16 protein-coding genes, 3 tRNA genes and 2 pseudogenes are annotated in these 18,183 nt (G+C 68.5%); 18 read left to right on the top strand and 3 right to left on the bottom strand.

Annotated elements, in window-relative coordinates; all coding sequences use genetic code 11:
* Positions 1 to 452: 452 nt before the first annotated feature.
* From nuoK to ACQP00_RS49560, 3 genes and pseudogenes are all read right to left on the bottom strand, one after another.
* Positions 453 to 824 (bottom strand): annotated as a pseudogene (nuoK, locus tag ACQP00_RS49570) (NADH-quinone oxidoreductase subunit NuoK); the annotation flags it as partial.
* Entirely contained in the window at positions 824 to 1,345 is a 522-nt protein-coding gene (locus ACQP00_RS49565; RefSeq protein WP_433210967.1) for an NADH-quinone oxidoreductase subunit J family protein, read from the bottom strand. The pseudogene nuoK and the gene ACQP00_RS49565, both read right to left, overlap by 1 nt.
* A gap of 544 nt (positions 1,346 to 1,889) precedes the next feature.
* A pseudogene (locus ACQP00_RS49560) lies at positions 1,890 to 2,423 on the bottom strand (NuoI/complex I 23 kDa subunit family protein); the annotation flags it as partial.
* Between the two features lie 63 nt (positions 2,424 to 2,486).
* Here ACQP00_RS49560 and ACQP00_RS49555 point away from each other — a divergent pair.
* The 18 genes from ACQP00_RS49555 (at position 2,487) to ACQP00_RS49470 (ending at position 18,134) form a co-directional block, all read left to right on the top strand.
* On the top strand, positions 2,487 to 2,777 hold the full coding sequence (locus tag ACQP00_RS49555; protein ID WP_433210965.1) for a hypothetical protein: 291 nt from the start codon (positions 2,487 to 2,489) through the stop codon (positions 2,775 to 2,777).
* Between the two features lie 1,098 nt (positions 2,778 to 3,875).
* The gene (locus ACQP00_RS49550; protein ID WP_433210963.1) at positions 3,876 to 4,085 is read left to right on the top strand and encodes a hypothetical protein; all 210 of its coding nucleotides are present in this window, start codon (positions 3,876 to 3,878) and stop codon (positions 4,083 to 4,085) included.
* A 69-nt stretch (positions 4,086 to 4,154) separates the two neighbouring features.
* A complete protein-coding gene (locus ACQP00_RS49545) occupies positions 4,155 to 6,695 on the top strand; it encodes an EAL domain-containing protein (protein ID WP_433210961.1) in 2,541 nt (846 codons plus the stop codon).
* Positions 6,696 to 6,835: 140 nt separating this feature from the next.
* Positions 6,836 to 6,908 (top strand) — tRNA-Thr (locus tag ACQP00_RS49540).
* A gap of 32 nt (positions 6,909 to 6,940) precedes the next feature.
* A tRNA-Met gene (locus ACQP00_RS49535) sits at positions 6,941 to 7,013 on the top strand.
* A 110-nt stretch (positions 7,014 to 7,123) separates the two neighbouring features.
* Positions 7,124 to 7,291, top strand: coding sequence for a 50S ribosomal protein L33 (gene rpmG, locus ACQP00_RS49530; RefSeq protein WP_350619868.1), 168 nt, complete (start codon positions 7,124 to 7,126; stop codon positions 7,289 to 7,291).
* Positions 7,292 to 7,560: 269 nt separating this feature from the next.
* A complete protein-coding gene (locus ACQP00_RS49525; RefSeq protein WP_433210959.1) occupies positions 7,561 to 8,007 on the top strand; it encodes an FAS1-like dehydratase domain-containing protein in 447 nt (148 codons plus the stop codon).
* A gap of 3 nt (positions 8,008 to 8,010) precedes the next feature.
* Positions 8,011 to 8,439: a MaoC family dehydratase gene (locus ACQP00_RS49520; RefSeq protein WP_433210957.1), complete on the top strand. Its 429-nt coding sequence runs from the start codon at positions 8,011 to 8,013 to the stop codon at positions 8,437 to 8,439.
* A 107-nt stretch (positions 8,440 to 8,546) separates the two neighbouring features.
* Positions 8,547 to 8,619 (top strand) — tRNA-Trp (locus tag ACQP00_RS49515).
* A 217-nt stretch (positions 8,620 to 8,836) separates the two neighbouring features.
* Positions 8,837 to 9,322 carry a preprotein translocase subunit SecE gene (secE, locus tag ACQP00_RS49510; RefSeq protein WP_433210955.1) on the top strand — a complete coding sequence of 162 codons (486 nt, stop codon included), beginning with the start codon at positions 8,837 to 8,839 and terminating at the stop codon, positions 9,320 to 9,322.
* Between the two features lie 194 nt (positions 9,323 to 9,516).
* Positions 9,517 to 10,152, top strand: a complete 636-nt coding sequence (gene nusG / locus ACQP00_RS49505; RefSeq protein ID WP_433224303.1) for a transcription termination/antitermination protein NusG — start codon at positions 9,517 to 9,519, stop codon at positions 10,150 to 10,152.
* A gap of 104 nt (positions 10,153 to 10,256) precedes the next feature.
* Positions 10,257 to 10,688, top strand: a complete 432-nt coding sequence (gene rplK, locus ACQP00_RS49500) for a 50S ribosomal protein L11 (RefSeq protein WP_223099136.1) — start codon at positions 10,257 to 10,259, stop codon at positions 10,686 to 10,688.
* A 75-nt stretch (positions 10,689 to 10,763) separates the two neighbouring features.
* Positions 10,764 to 11,495, top strand: coding sequence for a 50S ribosomal protein L1 (gene rplA / locus ACQP00_RS49495; RefSeq protein WP_433210953.1), 732 nt, complete (start codon positions 10,764 to 10,766; stop codon positions 11,493 to 11,495).
* 61 nt (positions 11,496 to 11,556) lie between these two features.
* On the top strand, positions 11,557 to 12,282 hold the full coding sequence (locus ACQP00_RS49490; RefSeq protein ID WP_433210951.1) for an ATP-binding cassette domain-containing protein: 726 nt from the start codon (positions 11,557 to 11,559) through the stop codon (positions 12,280 to 12,282).
* The gene (locus ACQP00_RS49485) at positions 12,279 to 12,968 is read left to right on the top strand and encodes a hypothetical protein (RefSeq protein WP_433210949.1); all 690 of its coding nucleotides are present in this window, start codon (positions 12,279 to 12,281) and stop codon (positions 12,966 to 12,968) included. Before ACQP00_RS49490 ends, ACQP00_RS49485 begins: the two co-directional genes overlap by 4 nt.
* A gap of 235 nt (positions 12,969 to 13,203) precedes the next feature.
* Positions 13,204 to 13,752 carry a 50S ribosomal protein L10 gene (rplJ, locus tag ACQP00_RS49480; protein ID WP_433210947.1) on the top strand — a complete coding sequence of 183 codons (549 nt, stop codon included), beginning with the start codon at positions 13,204 to 13,206 and terminating at the stop codon, positions 13,750 to 13,752.
* 45 nt (positions 13,753 to 13,797) lie between these two features.
* Positions 13,798 to 14,181, top strand: coding sequence for a 50S ribosomal protein L7/L12 (rplL, locus tag ACQP00_RS49475; protein ID WP_433210945.1), 384 nt, complete (start codon positions 13,798 to 13,800; stop codon positions 14,179 to 14,181).
* A gap of 527 nt (positions 14,182 to 14,708) precedes the next feature.
* The gene (locus tag ACQP00_RS49470; RefSeq protein WP_433210943.1) at positions 14,709 to 18,134 is read left to right on the top strand and encodes a DNA-directed RNA polymerase subunit beta; all 3,426 of its coding nucleotides are present in this window, start codon (positions 14,709 to 14,711) and stop codon (positions 18,132 to 18,134) included.
* Positions 18,135 to 18,183: the final 49 nt, after the last annotated feature.

Here is an 18,183-nt window from a genome sequence, read left to right as displayed (position 1 = left end):
ACGCCATCGGTCGGCGTTGGCTCGCTGGCCCGCGCCGCCTCTCCAGCGGCCGCCACGTCGCCGTCGGCCCGCGCCGTTTCACCGCCGCCTCGCGCCGCTTCACCGTCGGGCCGCGTCTCTCCACCGCCGGGCCGCGTGGTCACGCCATCGGTCGGCCTTGGCTCGCTGGCCCGCGCCGCCTCTCCAGCGGCCGCCACGTCGCCTTCGAACCGCGCTGCTTCACCGTCGGCCCCCGCAGCCTGGCCGTCGACCTGCGCCGCTTCGCCACCGGGACCTGCAGCCTCGCCGTCGACCTGCGCTGCGTTGCCGCCGGCACCTGCGGCAGACTTGTCGCTGCCTCGCGCCGCTTCACCGTCGGGCCGCGTCTCTCCACCGCTGGGCCGCGTGGTCACACCATCGGTCGGCGTTGGCTCGGCGTCGGTCCCTGCGGCGTCGATGGCGATGGGCGCCTTTTCCTCCGGCGAGGCCTGTTGCTGCGAGCCGGGCCACGGGGAGGGTGGCGGTGGTGGGGGAGCGGGCCCGTCTCCGAGGGGAAGGTCGTCGACGCCGACTGTCTGGCGCAGGCGGTACAGCTGCAGGATGAGGGCCAGGCCGACCCCGATCTCCGCGGCGGCCAGGACGATCACGAACAGGGTGAACGACTGCCCGGCGTTGGGGACGGCGGCACGGATGGACGCGTCCGCGGTCACGAAGATCAGGTTGACCGCGTTGAGCATGAGTTCGACGGCCATCAGCAACAGCACGGCGTTGCGGCGCACCAGGACGCCGTAGACCCCGATGCCAAACAACAGGGCCGCGATGGTGAACGGCAGCACGGGATGCATCAGCCGCGCCCCCGTCCTGTCGTGCGGGTACCGATGTCCGGGCGGGAGACCACGATCGCGCCGACCAGGGCGGCCAGGAGCAGGACCGAGACGAGCTCGAAGGGCAGCACCCAGGTGCGGAACAGAGCGGCGCCCAGGCGTTCGGCCGTTCCCGGTTCCGGCAGGTCGAGCCGGGTCCACCGGAACGCGTCGATGAGCAGCGCGGCCAGTCCAGCTCCGGCCCCGGCGCCGACCAGGGCCCCAGGCCATCGGGTGCGGTCCAGATCATCGCTCGCGCCGATCGGGGCTCGGGTGAGCATCACGGCGAAGAGCAGCAGTACGACGACCGCGCCGACGTAGACGAGCACCTGTACCCAAGCGACCAGCTCGGCGGTCAGCACCAGATAAAGGCCGGCGATCGCGCCCAGGGCGACAACGAGCCAGAGCCCGGCGCGCACGACATGGCGGGTCGTCACGACCAAGAGGCCGGCCCCCAGCGCCACCGCGCCGAGCGCCAGTGTGAGCACGTCCGCCACGGTCATCGCTGAGCCCCCTTTCTCTGCGCGTCATCCTGCCATCCGGGTATGACAGGAATCGACCGCCGGGCCGCCTGGCGATCACCCTCGGTTCGCGCGCAACATCAAGATGCGCGTCCGAGCGTGAGTTCCGGGCCCGCCGCCGTACCGTCCAGCCCGTCGGGGACCGGGTCGGCGTGCCCTCGGCGCCGTACTCGCCGAAGGCCGAGCCGCTCCCCGCTGAGGACCCCGAAAGGAGCCCCGAGACGAATCCCGACGCGAAACAGGACGTCGAGGACGACGTAACGGCCGGTCGCGCAGGACGCGAGGGCAGGGGCGAGTCGCACTCGTGAAGGAGAGCGACAGGGGCTAGGCAGCGCGATCAGGGCTGGTGGCGACGGCAGTTCTCAGGTTGCGACGGTGTATCCGGTCCCCGGCCGGACCCGCGCGGCGGATTCGGCCGAACCCTGAGGTCACCTGACGGCAACGGTCAGTCGGCAGGTCAACGGTCAGTCGGCAGGTCAACGGTCAGTCGGCAGGTCAACGGTCAGTCGGCAGGGCAAGACGGTCAGTCGGCGTCGCGGGCGGCGCGCTTGGCGGCGGCCGTCTGTTCCTTGGCCGGCTCGCCGCGCGGGTCGTGGGCCGGCGGGGGCGGGACCGTCGGTACCCATTCCTCGAGCCGCTGCTTCTCGTGCAGGAGGTCGCGGATGTCGTGCTCGGCGTACTCGAACTCCGGCGACCAGTGCAGCGCGTCGAAGGGGCAGACCTCGATGCAGATCCCGCAGTACATGCAAAGGGAGAAGTCGATCGCGAACCGGTCGAGGACGTTGCGCTGGCGTGCGCGGGCGGCGCCGGGGACCAGGACCTCTTCCTTGTGCGAGTCGATGTAGATGCACCAGTCCGGGCACTCCCGCGCGCACAGCATGCACACGGTGCAGTTCTCCTCGAGCAGCGCGATCACGCCGCGGGAGCGGGGCGGGAGGTCGGGTTCGACGTCCGGGTACTGCTGGGTGTGCGACCGCTTGGTCATCGTGCCCAGCGTGACGGCCAGTCCCTTGGCGAGACCCTTCCCCGGAAACTCCACGTTCGGAAGGTAACACCGCACCCGTGAGGGTGGTGCGACTCGGCGGGCCGAAAAAATGTCGTACACCTGTTCTAAGATGTGTTCATGAACGAGCGACGGTGGTGGAACGGCAGCTGGTCGCGGCTTACGCGCCGTGACGTCTACGTGCGCAACGCGGCCGAGGGCCGGTGGCAGGTCGAGCTTCGCCGGGGTGGCCCGGAGGGCCGGGTGCGGACCCGCGAGTTCGGCACCGAGCGCGAGGCGGTCGAGTGGATCGAGGCCTCGGTGGTCGGGATCGAGGCGGACTGGCGCGAGATCGTGGCAGCCCGGCCGAAGCGCAAGCCGCGCAATCGGCAGAGCGCGCTGAAGCCCTTGCCGGGTGGACAGGTCGCATAGGTCGCGGCTCGCGTAGGGCGCGGCTCGGGTAGGGCGCGGCTCGGGTAGGGCGCGGCTCGGGTAGGTCACGGGATGCATGGGTCACGGGGCGCATGGGTCACGGGACTCGTAGGTCGCGGGACTCCTAGATCGCGGAACGCGTAAGTCGCCGGGTGCAGTGGGCGTGTCGGTTGCGGTGTCCGGGCTCGACGAGCCGTATCCAGGTGGGCGAGATCTAGGTGGGCAGATCTAGGTGGGCAGATCCAGGTGGGCGAGCCCGTTCGGCGTGAGGGGCGGCCGGCGGGCTCGGCGAACAAGCGGGGTTGGGGGTGCCTCCGGGTGGCGGCTGAGCGCACGTCGCAAGTAGCACGCAGCAAGTATTAGGAACGGCGACTGCTGGGCAGCGGCCTAGTGTGCCGATGGAGGGTGTGGTGTTGGTCGAGCGCGGTGGCGGCTAAGCGCACCCCATCGGTGCGGACGAACAGGGCGGTTGACCGCGAACCGCCACAGAGCCATCAGCCGAGCGCCGAAGTCGGGCTCGGAGTCGGGCTCGGAGTCGGGCTCGGAGTCGGGCTCGGAGTCCAGTTCGGAGTCGGGTGAAGAAACGCGGCGCCGCGGGACCGATATTGTCCGGTTCCAGTGGGTGCGTCGCCTAAGTCGCAATGGCCGTGGTGTCCGCGATTTGAATGTTCAGGTGCGGGAGATCGTTCGGACACGGAAGACGCACGGAAGACGCACGGAGGCCGCGCGGAAGGTGCAGGGACGACGCACCGAAGACGAACCGAAGACGAACCGAAGACCCAAGGGAGACGCGCCGAAGGCGGAAGGCAGGGCCCGATTTGGGTGGACTTGCGGCAGCCGAACGGCGGACCACGATGGAGGAAGCGGTGGCAAGCTTCGACGAAGGCCGACTGCCGACGGCGCCGAAACGTTGCGGGGAAGCTGCGACGAGTGAGGTGATATAGCCGGTCCGCCAGACCTGAAATCGGCCGAAAGGTCGATTCTTCCGCGCGACCGCGTCATCTTGGCCCGCGCTCTGTTGGTCCTGACGTGGCTTGTGGCACGATCGTGGGTAACCAAACCGGGCCACGTGTCACAGCGATCGCATGGGAGCAACAGATGCGCGACAAGACGCTCGGCCGGTGGATTGTACGGCTGGCGGTGACCATCGGAGTTGGATCGATGGCGTTAGGCCTCTCAGCCGCTGCGGCGAACGCTGATGACTCGAGCGCATTCGGCCGGTCGCGGCCTGGGCTCGTCGGCACGGCCCAGCTGTCCTCGGCCGCCCCTGAGCACATTTTCGTCACCGAAGACTTCAGCTGGGACTGACCCCACACGTCGCCGATGCAGCGGGGCGGCGGTTGATCATGGCCTTGGCTGCACGCGATTGGGGAACTGGTGCCCGCACCGAAGGCGCCGATCAGGCGCGCTGACACGCAGGCCTGGCTCGTTACCGGGCCGCTGATCGTCATCGGGTTCCTCATGGCCATGCCGGGCCTGTTCTTTGATCAGGCCCACCCGATCATGGAGAACATCCAGTTCGCGCCCGTGCTGCTGCTCTTCGCCATTCTGGCCACGCACATGCAGCTGCGCCTGGATGTACGCCGGCAGGTGCTGGCGATCGGCATGAACGACGTCCCGATCCTGCTGGCGCTGTACTACCTGCCGCCCGTGCTCGTGATCGTCATCCGGATCATCGCCGGGCTGACGTGGTACCTGTTCAATGTCCGGCCGGGGCCGCACAAGATCGTGTTCAACGCGGCCAGTCACTTCGCGGGCGTGGCGGCGGCGACGCTCGTGCTGTACGGGCTGCACATCGGCACCGCGAGCGAGCCGCGCACCTGGCTGGTGCTGGCGCTCGCCATCGTTGCCAACAACATCGTCACGCTGGCGGCCGTCGCCAGCGTCATGACCCTGGTCCAGGGCGTCGCGCACCTGCCGCAGTTCCTGCGCACGGCGCTGCCCGGCTTCGGGGTGATGGCCGTCGGCATCGTGCTCGGCCTGGTGATGCTGCTGACGCTGCAGGCGAGCCCCTGGGCGATTCTGTTCCTGATCTTCATCGCGGTCGTGATGGTCCTGGCCAACCGGGCCTACGCGCGCTTCCTGCGCCAGCACCGCAGCCTCATGGAGATGTACGGCCTGACCCGCGACATCGCCAGCACCAACCACGACGGCACGCTGCCGGACGTGCTGCTCGGCCGGGTCCGCGCGCTGCTCGTGGCCGACTCCGCCTCGCTCTGGCTGCCGCCGCAGGGCCGGCACCAGGAGATCCTGCTGTCGGCGCGGTTCGACTACCCGGGACTGCTCGACACCGCCCCGACGCCGGATCTCTTTCGGGAACTGGCGATGCGCACCGGCCGTACCGTTGCGGTGGGACCTCGGGTGGGCGACCCCGAACTGCGCACGGCGCTGCAGGAGGCGTCGGTCAAGGACATCATCGTCGTGCCGCTGCGCTCCGGGCGCGTCACGATCGGCACCCTGGAGGTGGCCGGGCGGCTCGGCGAACGGACCGCGTTCGGCAAGGACGACGTCCAGCTGATCGAGACGCTCTCGGCGCACACCGGTGTCGCCGTCGAGAACAGCCGGCTCGTCGATCGGCTGCAGTTCGACGCCAACCACGACTCGCTGACGGGGCTGGCCAACCGGCGCCGGATGCTCGAGGCGCTCGGCGAGGCGATGAGCGGGCGCGGGCAGCAGCGGGAGGTCGTCGCCGTGCTGCTGTTCGACGTCGTGGCGCTGCGGCAGGTCAACGACTCGCTCGGGCACGCCGCCGGCGACAAGGTGCTGGTCGAGGTGGCCCGGCGGCTGCGGGCCCTCGCGCCGCAGGGTGCGCTGGTGGGCCGGGTCGGCGACGACGAGTTCGCGATCGAGCTGCGCACGGCCAGCGCCGACGCGGCCGCGAACGTCGCCGACACGTTACGCCAGGGTCTGCGCGATCCGATGGTGATCGATTCGCTGACCATCGACATCGACACGTACGTCGGCGTCGCGATCTATCCCGAGCACGGCACCGAGCCGGAGGAGCTGCTGCAGCGGGCGCACGTCGCCACGCACGTCGCCAAGTCGCGGGGCATCGTGCAGGTCTTCAACGCGGGCCTGCAGTCCCGGGCGGTGCGGCGGGTGGGTCTGGCCGCCGATCTGCGCACGGCCCTCGCCGGCGGTGAGCTCGAGGTGTATTTCCAGCCCAAGGTCGCCCTCACCGATCGCCGCCTGGTCGGCGTGGAGTGCCTGGCCCGCTGGGAGCACCCGGTGCACGGGCAGGTGGCGCCGCCGGACTTCGTCGCCGTGGCCGAGCACACGGGTCAGCTGAACCGCCTGAACGATGTTGTACTCCGTGAGGCCATCCGCCGCGCCCGCGAGTGGGACGACGCGGGGCGTCCGCTGGTGGTGTCGGTGAACCTTTCCACCCGTACACTCGGCGACTCTGAATTGCCCTTGCAGATCTCGGAACTGCTGGACGAGCACGGTGTCCCCGCCGACCGGCTGATCCTGGAGATCGCCGAGGACGAGGGCCTGCTCGCCGGCGGCCGCGCGCTGTCGACCCTCACCCGCCTGCGCGACCTCGGCGTGCGGCTCTCCGTGGACGACTTCGGCGCCGGCCGCTCGTCCTTCGCGGACCTGAGCCGGCTGCCGGTGCAGGAAGTCAAGATCGACCGTACGTTCGTGCAGGGCATGGCGACCTCGCCCAGCGATCTCGCGATCGTGCGGACGATCGTGGACATGGCGCGCAACTTCGGGCTCGACGTCGTGGCCGAGGGCGTGGAGAGCGAGCTCACGCTGGGCCTGCTCGAGGACATGCGCTGCGACATGGGCCAGGGCTTCCTGTTCAGCCGGCCGCTGCCGTACGAGCGGTTCGAGTCCTGGCTGCAGGTGCAGACCGCGGAGGACTCGGCCGAGGCGCCTGCGGGCGAGGTGCGCTGGCTCCGCGCGGTTCCATAAGACACGCCCCGAAAGAGCGCCGAAAAGCCTGGAAAAGGGCACCTGAGCTGCGCGAAGACCGAAAGTGGGCAAGTCGATTTCGTGCCTGGGGCGGGGCCGTGTACGCTTAGCGAGCGCGTGTGCGGGAACGTACGCGATGCGCCCCCTTAGCTCAGTCGGCAGAGCGTCTCCATGGTAAGGAGAAGGTCTACGGTTCGATTCCGTAAGGGGGCTCGAGACCGGGCTTGAGACATCGAGTCCGCCGCGGCGGTGTAGCTCAGATGGCAGAGCAAGCGGCTCATAATCGCTGTGTCGCCGGTTCAAGTCCGGCCACCGCTACAGAAGCACTACGGGACGCCCGATTGGGCGTCCATCTGTGTGAGCCGCTATGATGGTTCGCTGGATCTGTATCCGCCCCACCTGAACGTTCTGAAGGAAGGCACTTCGCCATGGCCAAGGCGACCGACGTTCGTCCGAAGATCACGCTGGCGTGCACGGAGTGCAAAGAGCGGAACTACATCACGAAGAAGAACCGCCGCAACGACCCGGACCGCATCGAGCTGAAGAAGTTCTGCCCCCGGGACGGCAAGCACACCCTGCACCGCGAGACCCGCTAGTCGCCGGGCGCTCGGCGCCCGCGACAACGACCTCACGAAGCCCCGGCCCGAGCGGCCGGGGCTTCGTCGTGCCCCGCGACCGCCGCCCGTGATCGGCCGTGGAGGGCTGTGCGAGAGGGCGCGTCGCGAGCAGGAGGCCAGCGGCCGGGGCTTCGTCGTGCCCTGCGACCGCCGCCCGTGATCGGCCGTGGAGGGCTGTGCGAGAGGGCACGCCGCGAGCAGGAGGCCTGCGACCGGGGCGGACGCGCGGAACCGGTAAATTTCTCGGCATGCCGCTGGATCAGTCGTTCTTGGGCCGGGTGTACCCGCCGACCCCGCCGTACGAGGTGGGCCGGGAGAAGATTCGCGAGTTCGCGGACGCGGTCTTCGCCGCCGACCCCGTTCATCGCGATCTCGCCGAGGCGCGGGCGCACGGGTACAGCGACGTCATCGCCCCGCCCACGTTCGCGATCATTCTCAGCCAGAACGCCGGGCAGCAGCTGGTGGACGATCCCGGGTTCGGGATGGACTACAGCCGGGTCGTGCACGGCGGGCAGACGTTCAAGTACGAGCGGCCCATCCAGGCCGGCGACCACCTCGTCACGGTGATGACGGTGGAGGAGATCAGCAGCCGGGCCGGGCACGCGTTCCTCACCACACGGCATGAGGTTTCCACCGTCGAGGGTGAACCTGTCGTCACGATCTGGACCCGGCTCGTCATCCGTGGGGAGGGCTGAACGATGCAGCCAGGCACCGAGTTCCCGGCTCAGACGTACACCGTCACGCGGGCCACGCTGGTGCGCTACGCGGGCGCGTCGGGCGACTTCAACCCGATCCACTGGAGCGACCGCCAGGCGAGCGCAGTCGGGCTGCCGGGGGTCATCGCGCACGGCATGCTGACCATGGGGCTGGCCGGGCAGGCGGTGGCGTGCTGGGTGGGCGGTACCGCCGCGATCGTGGAATTTTCGACCAGGTTCGCGAATCCGGTCGTGGTGCCGGATGACGACAAGGGCACCGAGATCGTGATCAGCGGCGTGGTGAAGAAGATCCTCGCCGATGGCCTGGTCCAGATCGACGTCACGGCGACGTGCCAGGGCGAGAAAGTCCTGGGAGCGGCCAAGGCGATCGTGCGCGACGCCCCGAGCCACAACCAGGGGGACAACCGGTAGAGGGGGGTGGTTGGGATATCCCGCCCGCAACCCGTACACTGGTCCGCCGTGGGGTGAGCAACTCGACACCGGCCTGTCCGGGGTCGTCGGGGAAGCCCTCCTCACGAAGGGGTGTGGCGCAATTGGTAGCGCAGCGGTCTCCAAAACCGCAGGTTGCAGGTTCGAGTCCTGTCGCCCCTGCGCCGAAGGCCTGACCTGGGTCTAGTGCGCCCGGCCGGAAGGCTGGGACGTCGACCACAGCGGTCACGGTTGGTCCGACCGCGTCGCCGCCGGCTCTTGCCGGGGGCTCCGCGAGAAGAGCCGAACCGGTGGTCGACGGGTCGTCCAAGGGCCCGGGGTCTTGCTGCCGGCCGACACCACGGACCGAGCACTCGCGAGATCACGGAAGAGGGCGAAAGTGGCCGAACGCAGGCGACGCGGGACCAACCCCGCCGACGATCGCCGTGAAGAGGAGCTCAGCGCCGAGGACGCCGCCATCGAGGAAGAGTTCGCCGACGAGCTGGACAGCCTCGACACCGCGGACGACGTCGACGACGACACGGACGACGACGACCTCGACGACGACGAGTCCGCGAGCAAGAACGGCCGTGCCAAGGACAAGACCAAGGACGCCAAGTCCAAGGACCTGAAGGTCAAGGACGGGCGCAAGGTCAAGGTCAAAGAGGGCGGCTCGAACAACATCTTCGCGCGGCTCATCAACTTCATCCGCGAGGTTGTCGCCGAACTGCGTAAGGTTATCTGGCCGACTCGCAAGGAGCTGACCACCTACACCGTCGTCGTAGTGGTGTTCGTGATCATCATGCTCGCCATCGTCGGCGGTCTCGACTACGGCTTCGCCAAGCTCGTCCTCTGGTCCTTCGGTAACGGCAACGCCGACCAGTAAGGCACGGCGGCGGCGCCGCGACGACCAAGCGGCGCCGTGCGACCGGACCTGACCGGACCGCGATCGAAGCCAAGGCCGGACGGGGAACAAGGCCGGACGGCTACCGAAGACAAAGACAGACGGAAGTGAGCAGCGTGCAGGAATTCGACGAGACGCCCGGAACCGACGACGAGCAGTCCGAGGAGGCGTCGCCGGTGATGACGGCCGCCCCGACGGCGACGTCCGAGGCCGAGGACCCCGTCGCCGAGCTGCGTGCCGCACTGCGCTTCGCGCCCGGTGACTGGTACGTCGTGCACTCCTACGCCGGCTACGAGAACAAGGTCAAGACGAATCTCGAGACCCGCATCACGAGCCTCGACATGGAAGAGTTCATCTACCAGGTCGAGGTCCCGACTCGTGAAGAGGTCGAGATCAAGAACGGCAAGCGCACCCAGGTGCAGAACAAGGTCTTCCCCGGCTACATCCTCGTCCGGATGGAGCTGACCCCGGAGTCGTACTCCTGCGTGCGCAACACGCCGGGCGTCACCGGCTTCGTGGGCGCGACCGACCGGGCCGACCGCCCGGCCCCGCTCTCGCTCGACGAGGTCCTCAAGTGGCTCGCCCCCGCGGTGCAGCCGGAGGGCGGCAAGAAGGCCGGCGGCAAGCCCGAGGTCAAGGTCCTCGACTTCGAGGTCGGCGACTCGGTCACCGTCACCGACGGCGCCTTCGCCTCACTCCAGGCCACGATCAGCGAGATCAACGCGGACCAGCAGAAGCTCAAGGTGCTGGTCTCGATCTTCGGCCGCGAGACCCCGGTGGAGCTCAACTTCAACCAGGTCACGAAGATCTAAAACCCCTGCGGTACGCTTGAGCGTCCGGCCAAAGTCGCCGGGCGCTTATGCGTGCGTAAAGAACGCACGCAAAACGATTCCAGCCCAGGAAGACGAAAGCAGCCATGCCTCCGAAGAAGAAGCTCGTCAAGACCTTCACGCTTCAGTTGCCGGGCGGCCAGGCCACCCCGGCACCGCCGGTCGGTCCCGCCCTCGGTCAGCACGGTGTGAACATCATGGAGTTCGTCAAGGCGTACAACGCCCAGACGGAGTCCATGCGCGGTGACATCATTCCGGCGCAGATCAGCGTCTACGAGGACCGCACGTTCACCTTCATCCTCAAGACGCCCCCGGCCGCTCGCCTGCTGCTCAAGGCGGCCGGCGTGCCCAAGGGCTCCGGGGTGCCGCAGAAGGACAAGGTCGGCTCGATCACCAAGGCCCAGCTCCGCGAGGTCGCCGAGAAGAAGATGGCCGACCTGAACGCGAACGACATCGAGATGGCCGAGCGGATCATCGCCGGCACTGCCCGCTCCATGGGCATCATCGTCAAGGACTGAAGCACCGCATCGCAGTAGTGGGAGGACGCCCCGAACGAGGGTGTCCGCACTGAGACCACAGGAGAAGTCAGCGACATGTCGCAGCACGGCAAGAACTACCGCAAGGCCGTCGACCTCGTCGACCGCAACGCGCTCTACAGCCCGATGGCCGCCGTCAAGCTGGCCAAGCAGACCACGACCGTGAAGTTCGATCCCACCGTCGAGGTGGCCATGCGCCTGGGTGTCGACCCGCGCAAGGCCGACCAGATGGTCCGGGGCACGGTCAACCTGCCGCACGGCACCGGCAAGACCGCCCGCGTCATCGTCTTCGCGCAGGGCGCCAAGGCCGCCGAGGCCGAGGCCGCCGGTGCGGACGCGGTCGGCACCGACGAGCTGGTCGCCCGCATTCAGGAGGGCTGGCTGGAGTTCGACGCGGCGATCGCCACGCCCGACCAGATGGCCAAGATCGGCCGGATCGCGCGGATCCTGGGCCCGCGCGGCCTGATGCCGAACCCGAAGACGGGCACGGTGACCATGGACGTCACCAAGGCGGTCAACGAGATCAAGGGTGGCAAGATCACCTACCGCGTGGACAAGCACTCGAACCTGCACCTCATCATCGGCAAGGCGAGCTTCTCGGAGCAGCAGCTGGTGGAGAACTACGCGGCGGTGCTCGACGAGGTCAACCGGGCCAAGCCGTCGGCGTCCAAGGGCAAGTACCTGCGCAAGGTCTTCCTCACCACCACCATGGGCCCGGGCATCCCGGTCGACCCGAGCAAGACCCGCAACCTCCTCGAGGACGACAGCGTCACCACCGTGGCGGAGTAGTCAGCAGACTCCCAGCGAAGCGGTACCACCCGGGACAGCGTGTCTATGGCACGCTGTCCCGGTGCGTTTCCAGGACGTGTGGTTTCGATACGGTCGCCGCGCACCCTGGACGCTGCGGGGCGTCGACCTGAGCCTCGAGCCGGGCGAGACGGCGGTGGTGGCGGGCCCGAACGGATCGGGCAAGTCCACACTGCTGCAGCTTGCCGCGGGTGTACTGCGACCCGGGCGCGGCCTGGTCGCGCACCGTCCAGCGGTCGTCGGCTGGGTTCCCGAGCGCTTCCCGGCGGATCAGCCGTTCACGGCGCGCGGCTATCTGCGGCACATGGCGGCCGTCCGCGGCCTGGACGGGCGGGCGGACATCGAGCGGTGGGCCGGCCGCCTGCACTTCGAGCACTTCCTCGACGTCCGCCTGGGCCGGCTGTCGAAGAGCTCGGCCCAGAAGGTCGGCCTGGTCCAGGCGCTGCTCAGCCCACCCGGCCTGCTGGTGCTCGACGAACCCTGGGAGGGCCTGGACGCCCAGACCCGCGAGCAGGTCCCCGCGATCGTCGCCGAGGTCGTCGGCCGCGGCGGGTCGGTGCTGGTCAGCGATCACCTGGGCGAGGTCGCGCGGCTGCCGGGCGCGCGCCGCTGGCACGTCCGCGACGGCGAGGTCCACGCGGGTGACCGGCCGGCCCGCAGGAAGGTCATCGAGCTCTCCGTCGACGCGGCGGAGGCGGGGGACACGGTCGCACGACTGCGCTCGGCAGGTTATGACATCGTCACGGTACGAGATGAGCTCCCGCTTTGACCGCCCTGATCCGCATGCGCCTGGCGGGCTTCGTGCAGACCGGCCGCGCCGCCGCCCCTGTGCTGGCGGCGCTGGTGGTGCTGTCCATCCTGTACGGCGGCGGCCAGGCCCAGGCCGGCGAGGCCTACGGCGTCTCCGCGGCCATCCTGTTCGCCGTCCTCGCCTGGCAGACCAAGATCCTGCTGGACGTCGAGCCGGACGTGCAGCGGCGCCTCGGCCGGGTCGCCGCCGGCGGGGCCGGACGGGAGATCGTCGCCGGGCTGCTGGCCGCCGTGCTGGCCGGGCTGCCCCTGGTCCTCATCGCCATGGTGCTGCCGTGGCTGGTCGGCGGCGTGACCACCCCGAAGGCGGGCGACCCCTCGCTGGCCTCCGGCATCGCCATGGGGCTCTGGGCCCACCTGCTGCTCCTGCTGCCCGCCGTGGCCCTGGGCGGCCTGGCCAGCCGGGCGGTGACCGTGCAGGCGGCCCGCGGGCTGGCCGTGCTGGTGGCCGGCATCGTCTTCACGATCGTGTTCGGCCTCAAGAGCTTCCCGGTGCCCTGGCTGGCCCCGCCGGTGATGGTCACCGCCCGCGACACGGTGGGCGCCGCGCACCTGCCGGCGATCGCCCTCGCGACCGGGTGGGGCCTGCTCTGGACCGCGGTGGCCGCCGGCATCTATGGCCGCCTGCGCGTCGACCGGGCGTGATTTGGAGAAACACACAACGTCGTCTACCTTTGATTACGCAAACCCGAAGACCGCTGGTCATGTCCGCGTGAGCGGACATCGAAGGTCCCGCACAATGCGGGCGACCCGCGCAGGGACGCGAAAACGGTTGGAACGTCGGCCATGTGTCGCCCTCCGCCCCGTGCGCTGTCCTGCGCCGGGGCGTTTTTCATTGCTCGGGGCCTGATCAGCACCGAAGCAACGAGAGAGGAGGGACATGGCGGACAAGCCGGTTCGAGACGACAAGGCCACGGCAGTCGCGGAGCTCACCGAGCACTTCCGGGGCGCCTCGGCCACCGTGCTGACCGAGTACCGCGGCCTCACCGTGGCGCAGCTCAAGACCCTGCGCCGCAACCTGGGCCGCGAGACCACGTACGCCGTCGCGAAGAACACGCTCGCGAAGCGTGCCGCGACGGATGCGGGCATCAGCGGGCTCGACGATTTGTTCTCCGGTCCTACCGCGCTCGCCTTCGTCGGCGGCGACCCGGTGGAGGCGGCCAAGAGCCTCCGCGAGTTCGCGAAGGCCAACCCGATGCTGGTCATCAAGGGTGGCGTCTTCGAGGGCAAGGCCATCAGCGCGGACGAGGTTCGTCGCCTGGCCGACCTGGAGTCCCGTGAGGTGCTGCTGGCGAAGCTGGCCGGCGCCATGAAGGGCAACCTGAGCAAGGCCGCGGCGCTCTTCCAGGCTCCGCTGTCCAAGGCGGTCCGCACCGCCCAGGCTCTGGCTGACAAGCGCGCGCAGGAAGCCGGTGGCGCGGCCGAGTAATCCGGCCCGCCCCGAAAATCAATCTTTTCGAGAGGAAACGCCACCATGGCGAAGCTGAGCACCGACGAACTCCTCGACGCGTTCAAGGAGATGACGCTGATCGAGCTCTCCGAGTTCGTGAAGCAGTTCGAAGAGGTCTTCGAGGTCACCGCGGCCGCCCCGGTCGCCATCGCGGGCGCTGCCGGCCCGGCCGCCGCGGCCCCCGAGGTCGAGGAGAAGACCGAGTTCGACGTCATCCTCGAGGGTGACGGCGGCAAGAAGATCCAGGTCATCAAGGTCGTGCGCGAGCTGACCGGCCTGGGCCTCAAGGAGGCCAAGGACCTCGTCGAGGCCGCGCCGAAGGCCGTCCTCGAGAAGGCCAACAAGGACGCCGCCGACAAGGCCAAGGCGAAGCTCGAGGCCGAGGGCGCCAAGGTTATCCTCAAGTAACTTCGCGTCGAGCGCGTGGACGGCCGCCGGACTCCGGCGGCCGTCTTTTTTGTCAGCGAGATGTAAGGACCCCAAGATCTAGGGGGTCGACCACAACACTTAGTGGTCGGTGTGCGAGATATCTGTCACGAAGCCCCGACGCGCGTGGGAACCCTTGACGTGGTGACCGGCGGGCAGGCACGCTAATCAGGCACTGCCTTCCGCGGACGCGGCGGCCGAGCGGACCGACCTGATGTGCCCCGATCCTTCTTGGACTCGGCTCCGAGCGCATCGACAGGAAACCGCAGGCCACGACCGACGCGAGCGGCTCGGCCGGTGGCGAAACGATCTTGCGAAAAGGTCGTTGGAAACATCGTGCACGATGCCGCTGGACAGCGGTGAGCCTCTCGGCTACACTGCTAGTTTGCGCTGTCTTCTGACTTCACCTTCGGCGTGAGGTGCCTCTTCGTGGGCTCCTCCACATCGGAGGTCGTCAGGCTGCACGCGAAACGGCCTGTCTGCAACACCGGTCCTCGGAAGGACGCATCTTGGCAGCTTCCCGCCCTGCGAAGACCAGTTCGAGCGCTTACGCTCCCCGCCGGGTCTCCTTCGGCAGGATCACCGAACACCTAGAGGTTCCCAACCTCCTTGCCATCCAAACCGACTCGTTCGATTGGCTGGTTGGCAACGAGAATTGGCAGAGCCGCTCGGCCGGTGATCAGCACGCCCGTTCAGGGCTCGCGGAGATCCTCGATGAGATCAGTCCTATTGAGGACTTCTCCGGAACGATGTCACTGTCGTTCTCCGCTCCGCGCTTCGACGAGGTCAAGGCCCCGATCGAGGAGTGCAAGGAGAAGGACCTCACCTACTGCGCCCCGCTGTTCGTGACCGCGGAGTTCACCAACCACACCACTGGCGAGATCAAGAGCCAGACGGTGTTCATGGGTGACTTCCCGATGATGACGCCCAAGGGCACCTTCATCATCAACGGCACCGAGCGCGTCGTGGTGAGCCAGCTTGTCCGCTCCCCGGGCGTGTACTTCGACAAGCAGCCGGACAAGACCTCCGACCGCGACCTCACCAGCGTCAAGGTCATCCCGAGCCGGGGTGCCTGGCTGGAGTTCGACATCGACAAGCGCGACACCGTCGGTGTCCGCATCGACCGCAAGCGCCGGCAGGCGGTCTCCGTCCTGCTCAAGGCCATCGGTTGGTCCGCCGAGCGCATCCGTGAGAAGTTCGGCTGGTCCGAGCTCATGATGACCACGCTCGAGAAGGACCACATCGCCGGCCAGGACGAGGCGCTGTTGGACATCTACCGCAAGCTGCGGCCGGGTGAGCCGCCGACGCGGGAGAACGCGCAGAACCTCCTCGACAACCTGTTCTTCAACCCGAAGCGGTACGACGTCGCCAAGGTTGGTCGATACAAGTTCAACAAGAAGCTCGAACTGGACGTGCCGATCAACCAGGGCGTCCTGACCGAAGACGACATCGTCGCCACGGTCGAGTACCTCTGCCGCCTGCACACGGGCGAAGAGGGCTACGAGGCCGACGACATCGACCACTTCGGCAACCGGCGGCTGCGTACGGTCGGCGAGCTCATCCAGAACCAGGTCCGCGTGGGCCTGTCCCGGATGGAGCGCGTCGTCCGCGAGCGCATGACCACCCAGGACGTCGAGGCGATCACGCCGCAGACCCTGATCAACATCCGTCCCGTCGTGGCGGCGATCAAGGAGTTCTTCGGCACCTCGCAGCTCTCCCAGTTCATGGACCAGACCAACCCGCTGGCGGGCCTGACCCACCGGCGCCGGCTGAGCGCGCTCGGCCCGGGTGGTCTGTCCCGTGAGCGGGCCGGCTTCGAGGTCCGCGACGTGCACCCGTCCCACTACGGCCGCATGTGCCCGATCGAGACCCCTGAGGGTCCCAACATCGGTCTCATCGGCGCGCTCTCGACGTTCGCGCGGGTCAACCCGTTCGGCTTCGTCGAGACGCCATACCGCAAGGTCACCGACGGCCGGGTCACCGACCAGATCGACTACCTGACCGCGGACGAGGAGGACCGGTACGTCAAGGCGCAGGCCAACGCTCCCCTGAAGAGCGACGGCAACTTCGCCGAGGACCGGATCCTGGTTCGCCGGAAGGGCGGTGAGGTCGACAACGTCCCCGCCGACCAGGTCGACTACATGGACGTGTCGCCGCGGCAGATGACCTCGGTCGCCACCGCGATGATCCCGTTCCTCGAGCACGACGACGCCAACCGGGCACTGATGGGCGCGAACATGCAGCGCCAGGCCGTGCCGCTGGTCAAGGCGGAGTCGCCGCTGGTCGGCACCGGCATGGAGTACCGTGCCGCGGTCGACGCTGGCGATGTGGTCGTGGCCGAGATCGGTGGGGTCGTCGAGGACATGTGCGCCGACTACATCACCATCCACCAGGACGACGGCCACCGCCGCACGTACCTGCTGCACAAGTTCCGCCGCTCCAACTCCGGCTCCTGCGTCAACCAGAAGCCGGTGATCTTCGAGGGCGACCGGGTCGAGGCGGGGCAGGTCATCGCCGACGGCCCGTGCACCGACGAGGGCGAGATGGCGCTCGGGCGAAACCTGCTCGTGGCGTTCATGCCCTGGGAGGGGCACAACTACGAAGACGCGATCATCCTGTCCCAGAAGCTGGTGCAGAACGACGTCCTCACCTCGATCCACATCGAGGAGCACGAGGTCGACGCGCGCGACACCAAGCTGGGGCCGGAGGAGATCACCCGCGACATCCCGAACGTCAGCGAGGAAATGCTCGCCGACCTCGACGAGCGGGGAATCATCCGGATCGGCGCCGAGGTCGTCACCGGCGACATCCTGGTCGGCAAGGTCACGCCCAAGGGTGAGACCGAGCTGACCCCGGAGGAGCGGCTGCTGCGCGCGATCTTCGGCGAGAAGGCCCGCGAGGTCCGCGACACCAGCCTCAAGGTGCCGCACGGCGAGACCGGCACGGTCATCGGCGTGCGGACGTTCAGCCGCGAGGACGGCGACGAGCTGTCCCCGGGCGTGAACGAGCTGGTGCGCGTCTACGTGGCCCAGAAGCGGAAGATCCAGGACGGCGACAAGCTCGCCGGCCGCCACGGCAACAAGGGTGTCATCTCCAAGATCCTGCCCGTCGAGGACATGCCGTTCCTCGAGGACGGGACCCCGGTCGACATCGTCCTCAACCCGCTCGGCGTGCCGAGCCGTATGAACATCGGCCAGGTCCTGGAGACCCACCTCGGGTGGGTGGCCAAGACCGGCTGGAAGATCGACGGCGACGATCACGAGTGGCAGCGCGCCCTGAAGGCCATCAACGCGGGGGAGTCCGAGGCGGATACCAACGTGGCGACCCCGGTCTTCGACGGCGCCAAGGAGGAGGAGATCGCCGGCCTGCTGAGCAGCACGCTTCCCAACCGGGACGGCAAGCAGCTCATCGGGGCCAGCGGCAAGGCGCAGCTGTTCGACGGCCGCTCCGGTGAGCCGCTGCCGGACCCGATCGCCGTCGGCTACATCTACATCCTGAAGCTGAACCACCTGGTCGACGACAAGATCCACGCCCGGTCCACCGGTCCGTACTCCATGATCACGCAGCAGCCGCTGGGTGGTAAGGCGCAGTTCGGTGGCCAGCGCTTCGGTGAGATGGAGTGCTGGGCGATGCAGGCCTACGGCGCGGCCTACGCGCTGCAGGAGCTGCTGACGATCAAGTCCGACGACGTCCTTGGTCGCGTCAAGGTCTACGAGGCGATCGTCAAGGGCGAGAACATCCCCGAGCCGGGCATCCCGGAGTCCTTCAAGGTGCTCCTCAAGGAGCTGCAGTCGCTGTGCCTGAACGTCGAGGTGCTCTCCAGCGACGGTGTGGCCCTCGAGATGCGCGAGACGGACGACGAGGTGTTCCGCGCCGCCGAGGAGTTGGGCATCGACCTCTCGCGGCGCGAGCCGAGCAGCGTCGAGGAAGTTTGATTCGCAGGTGATGCCCCTCGTAGCCACGGGGGGCATCACCGCCGCGACC

Origin of the sequence: Dactylosporangium sp. CS-047395 (genome assembly GCF_050942185.1) — a bacterium.
Classification (GTDB): Bacteria; Actinomycetota; Actinomycetes; order Mycobacteriales; family Micromonosporaceae; genus Dactylosporangium.
This window is presented reverse-complemented; position numbering and strand designations above follow the sequence as displayed.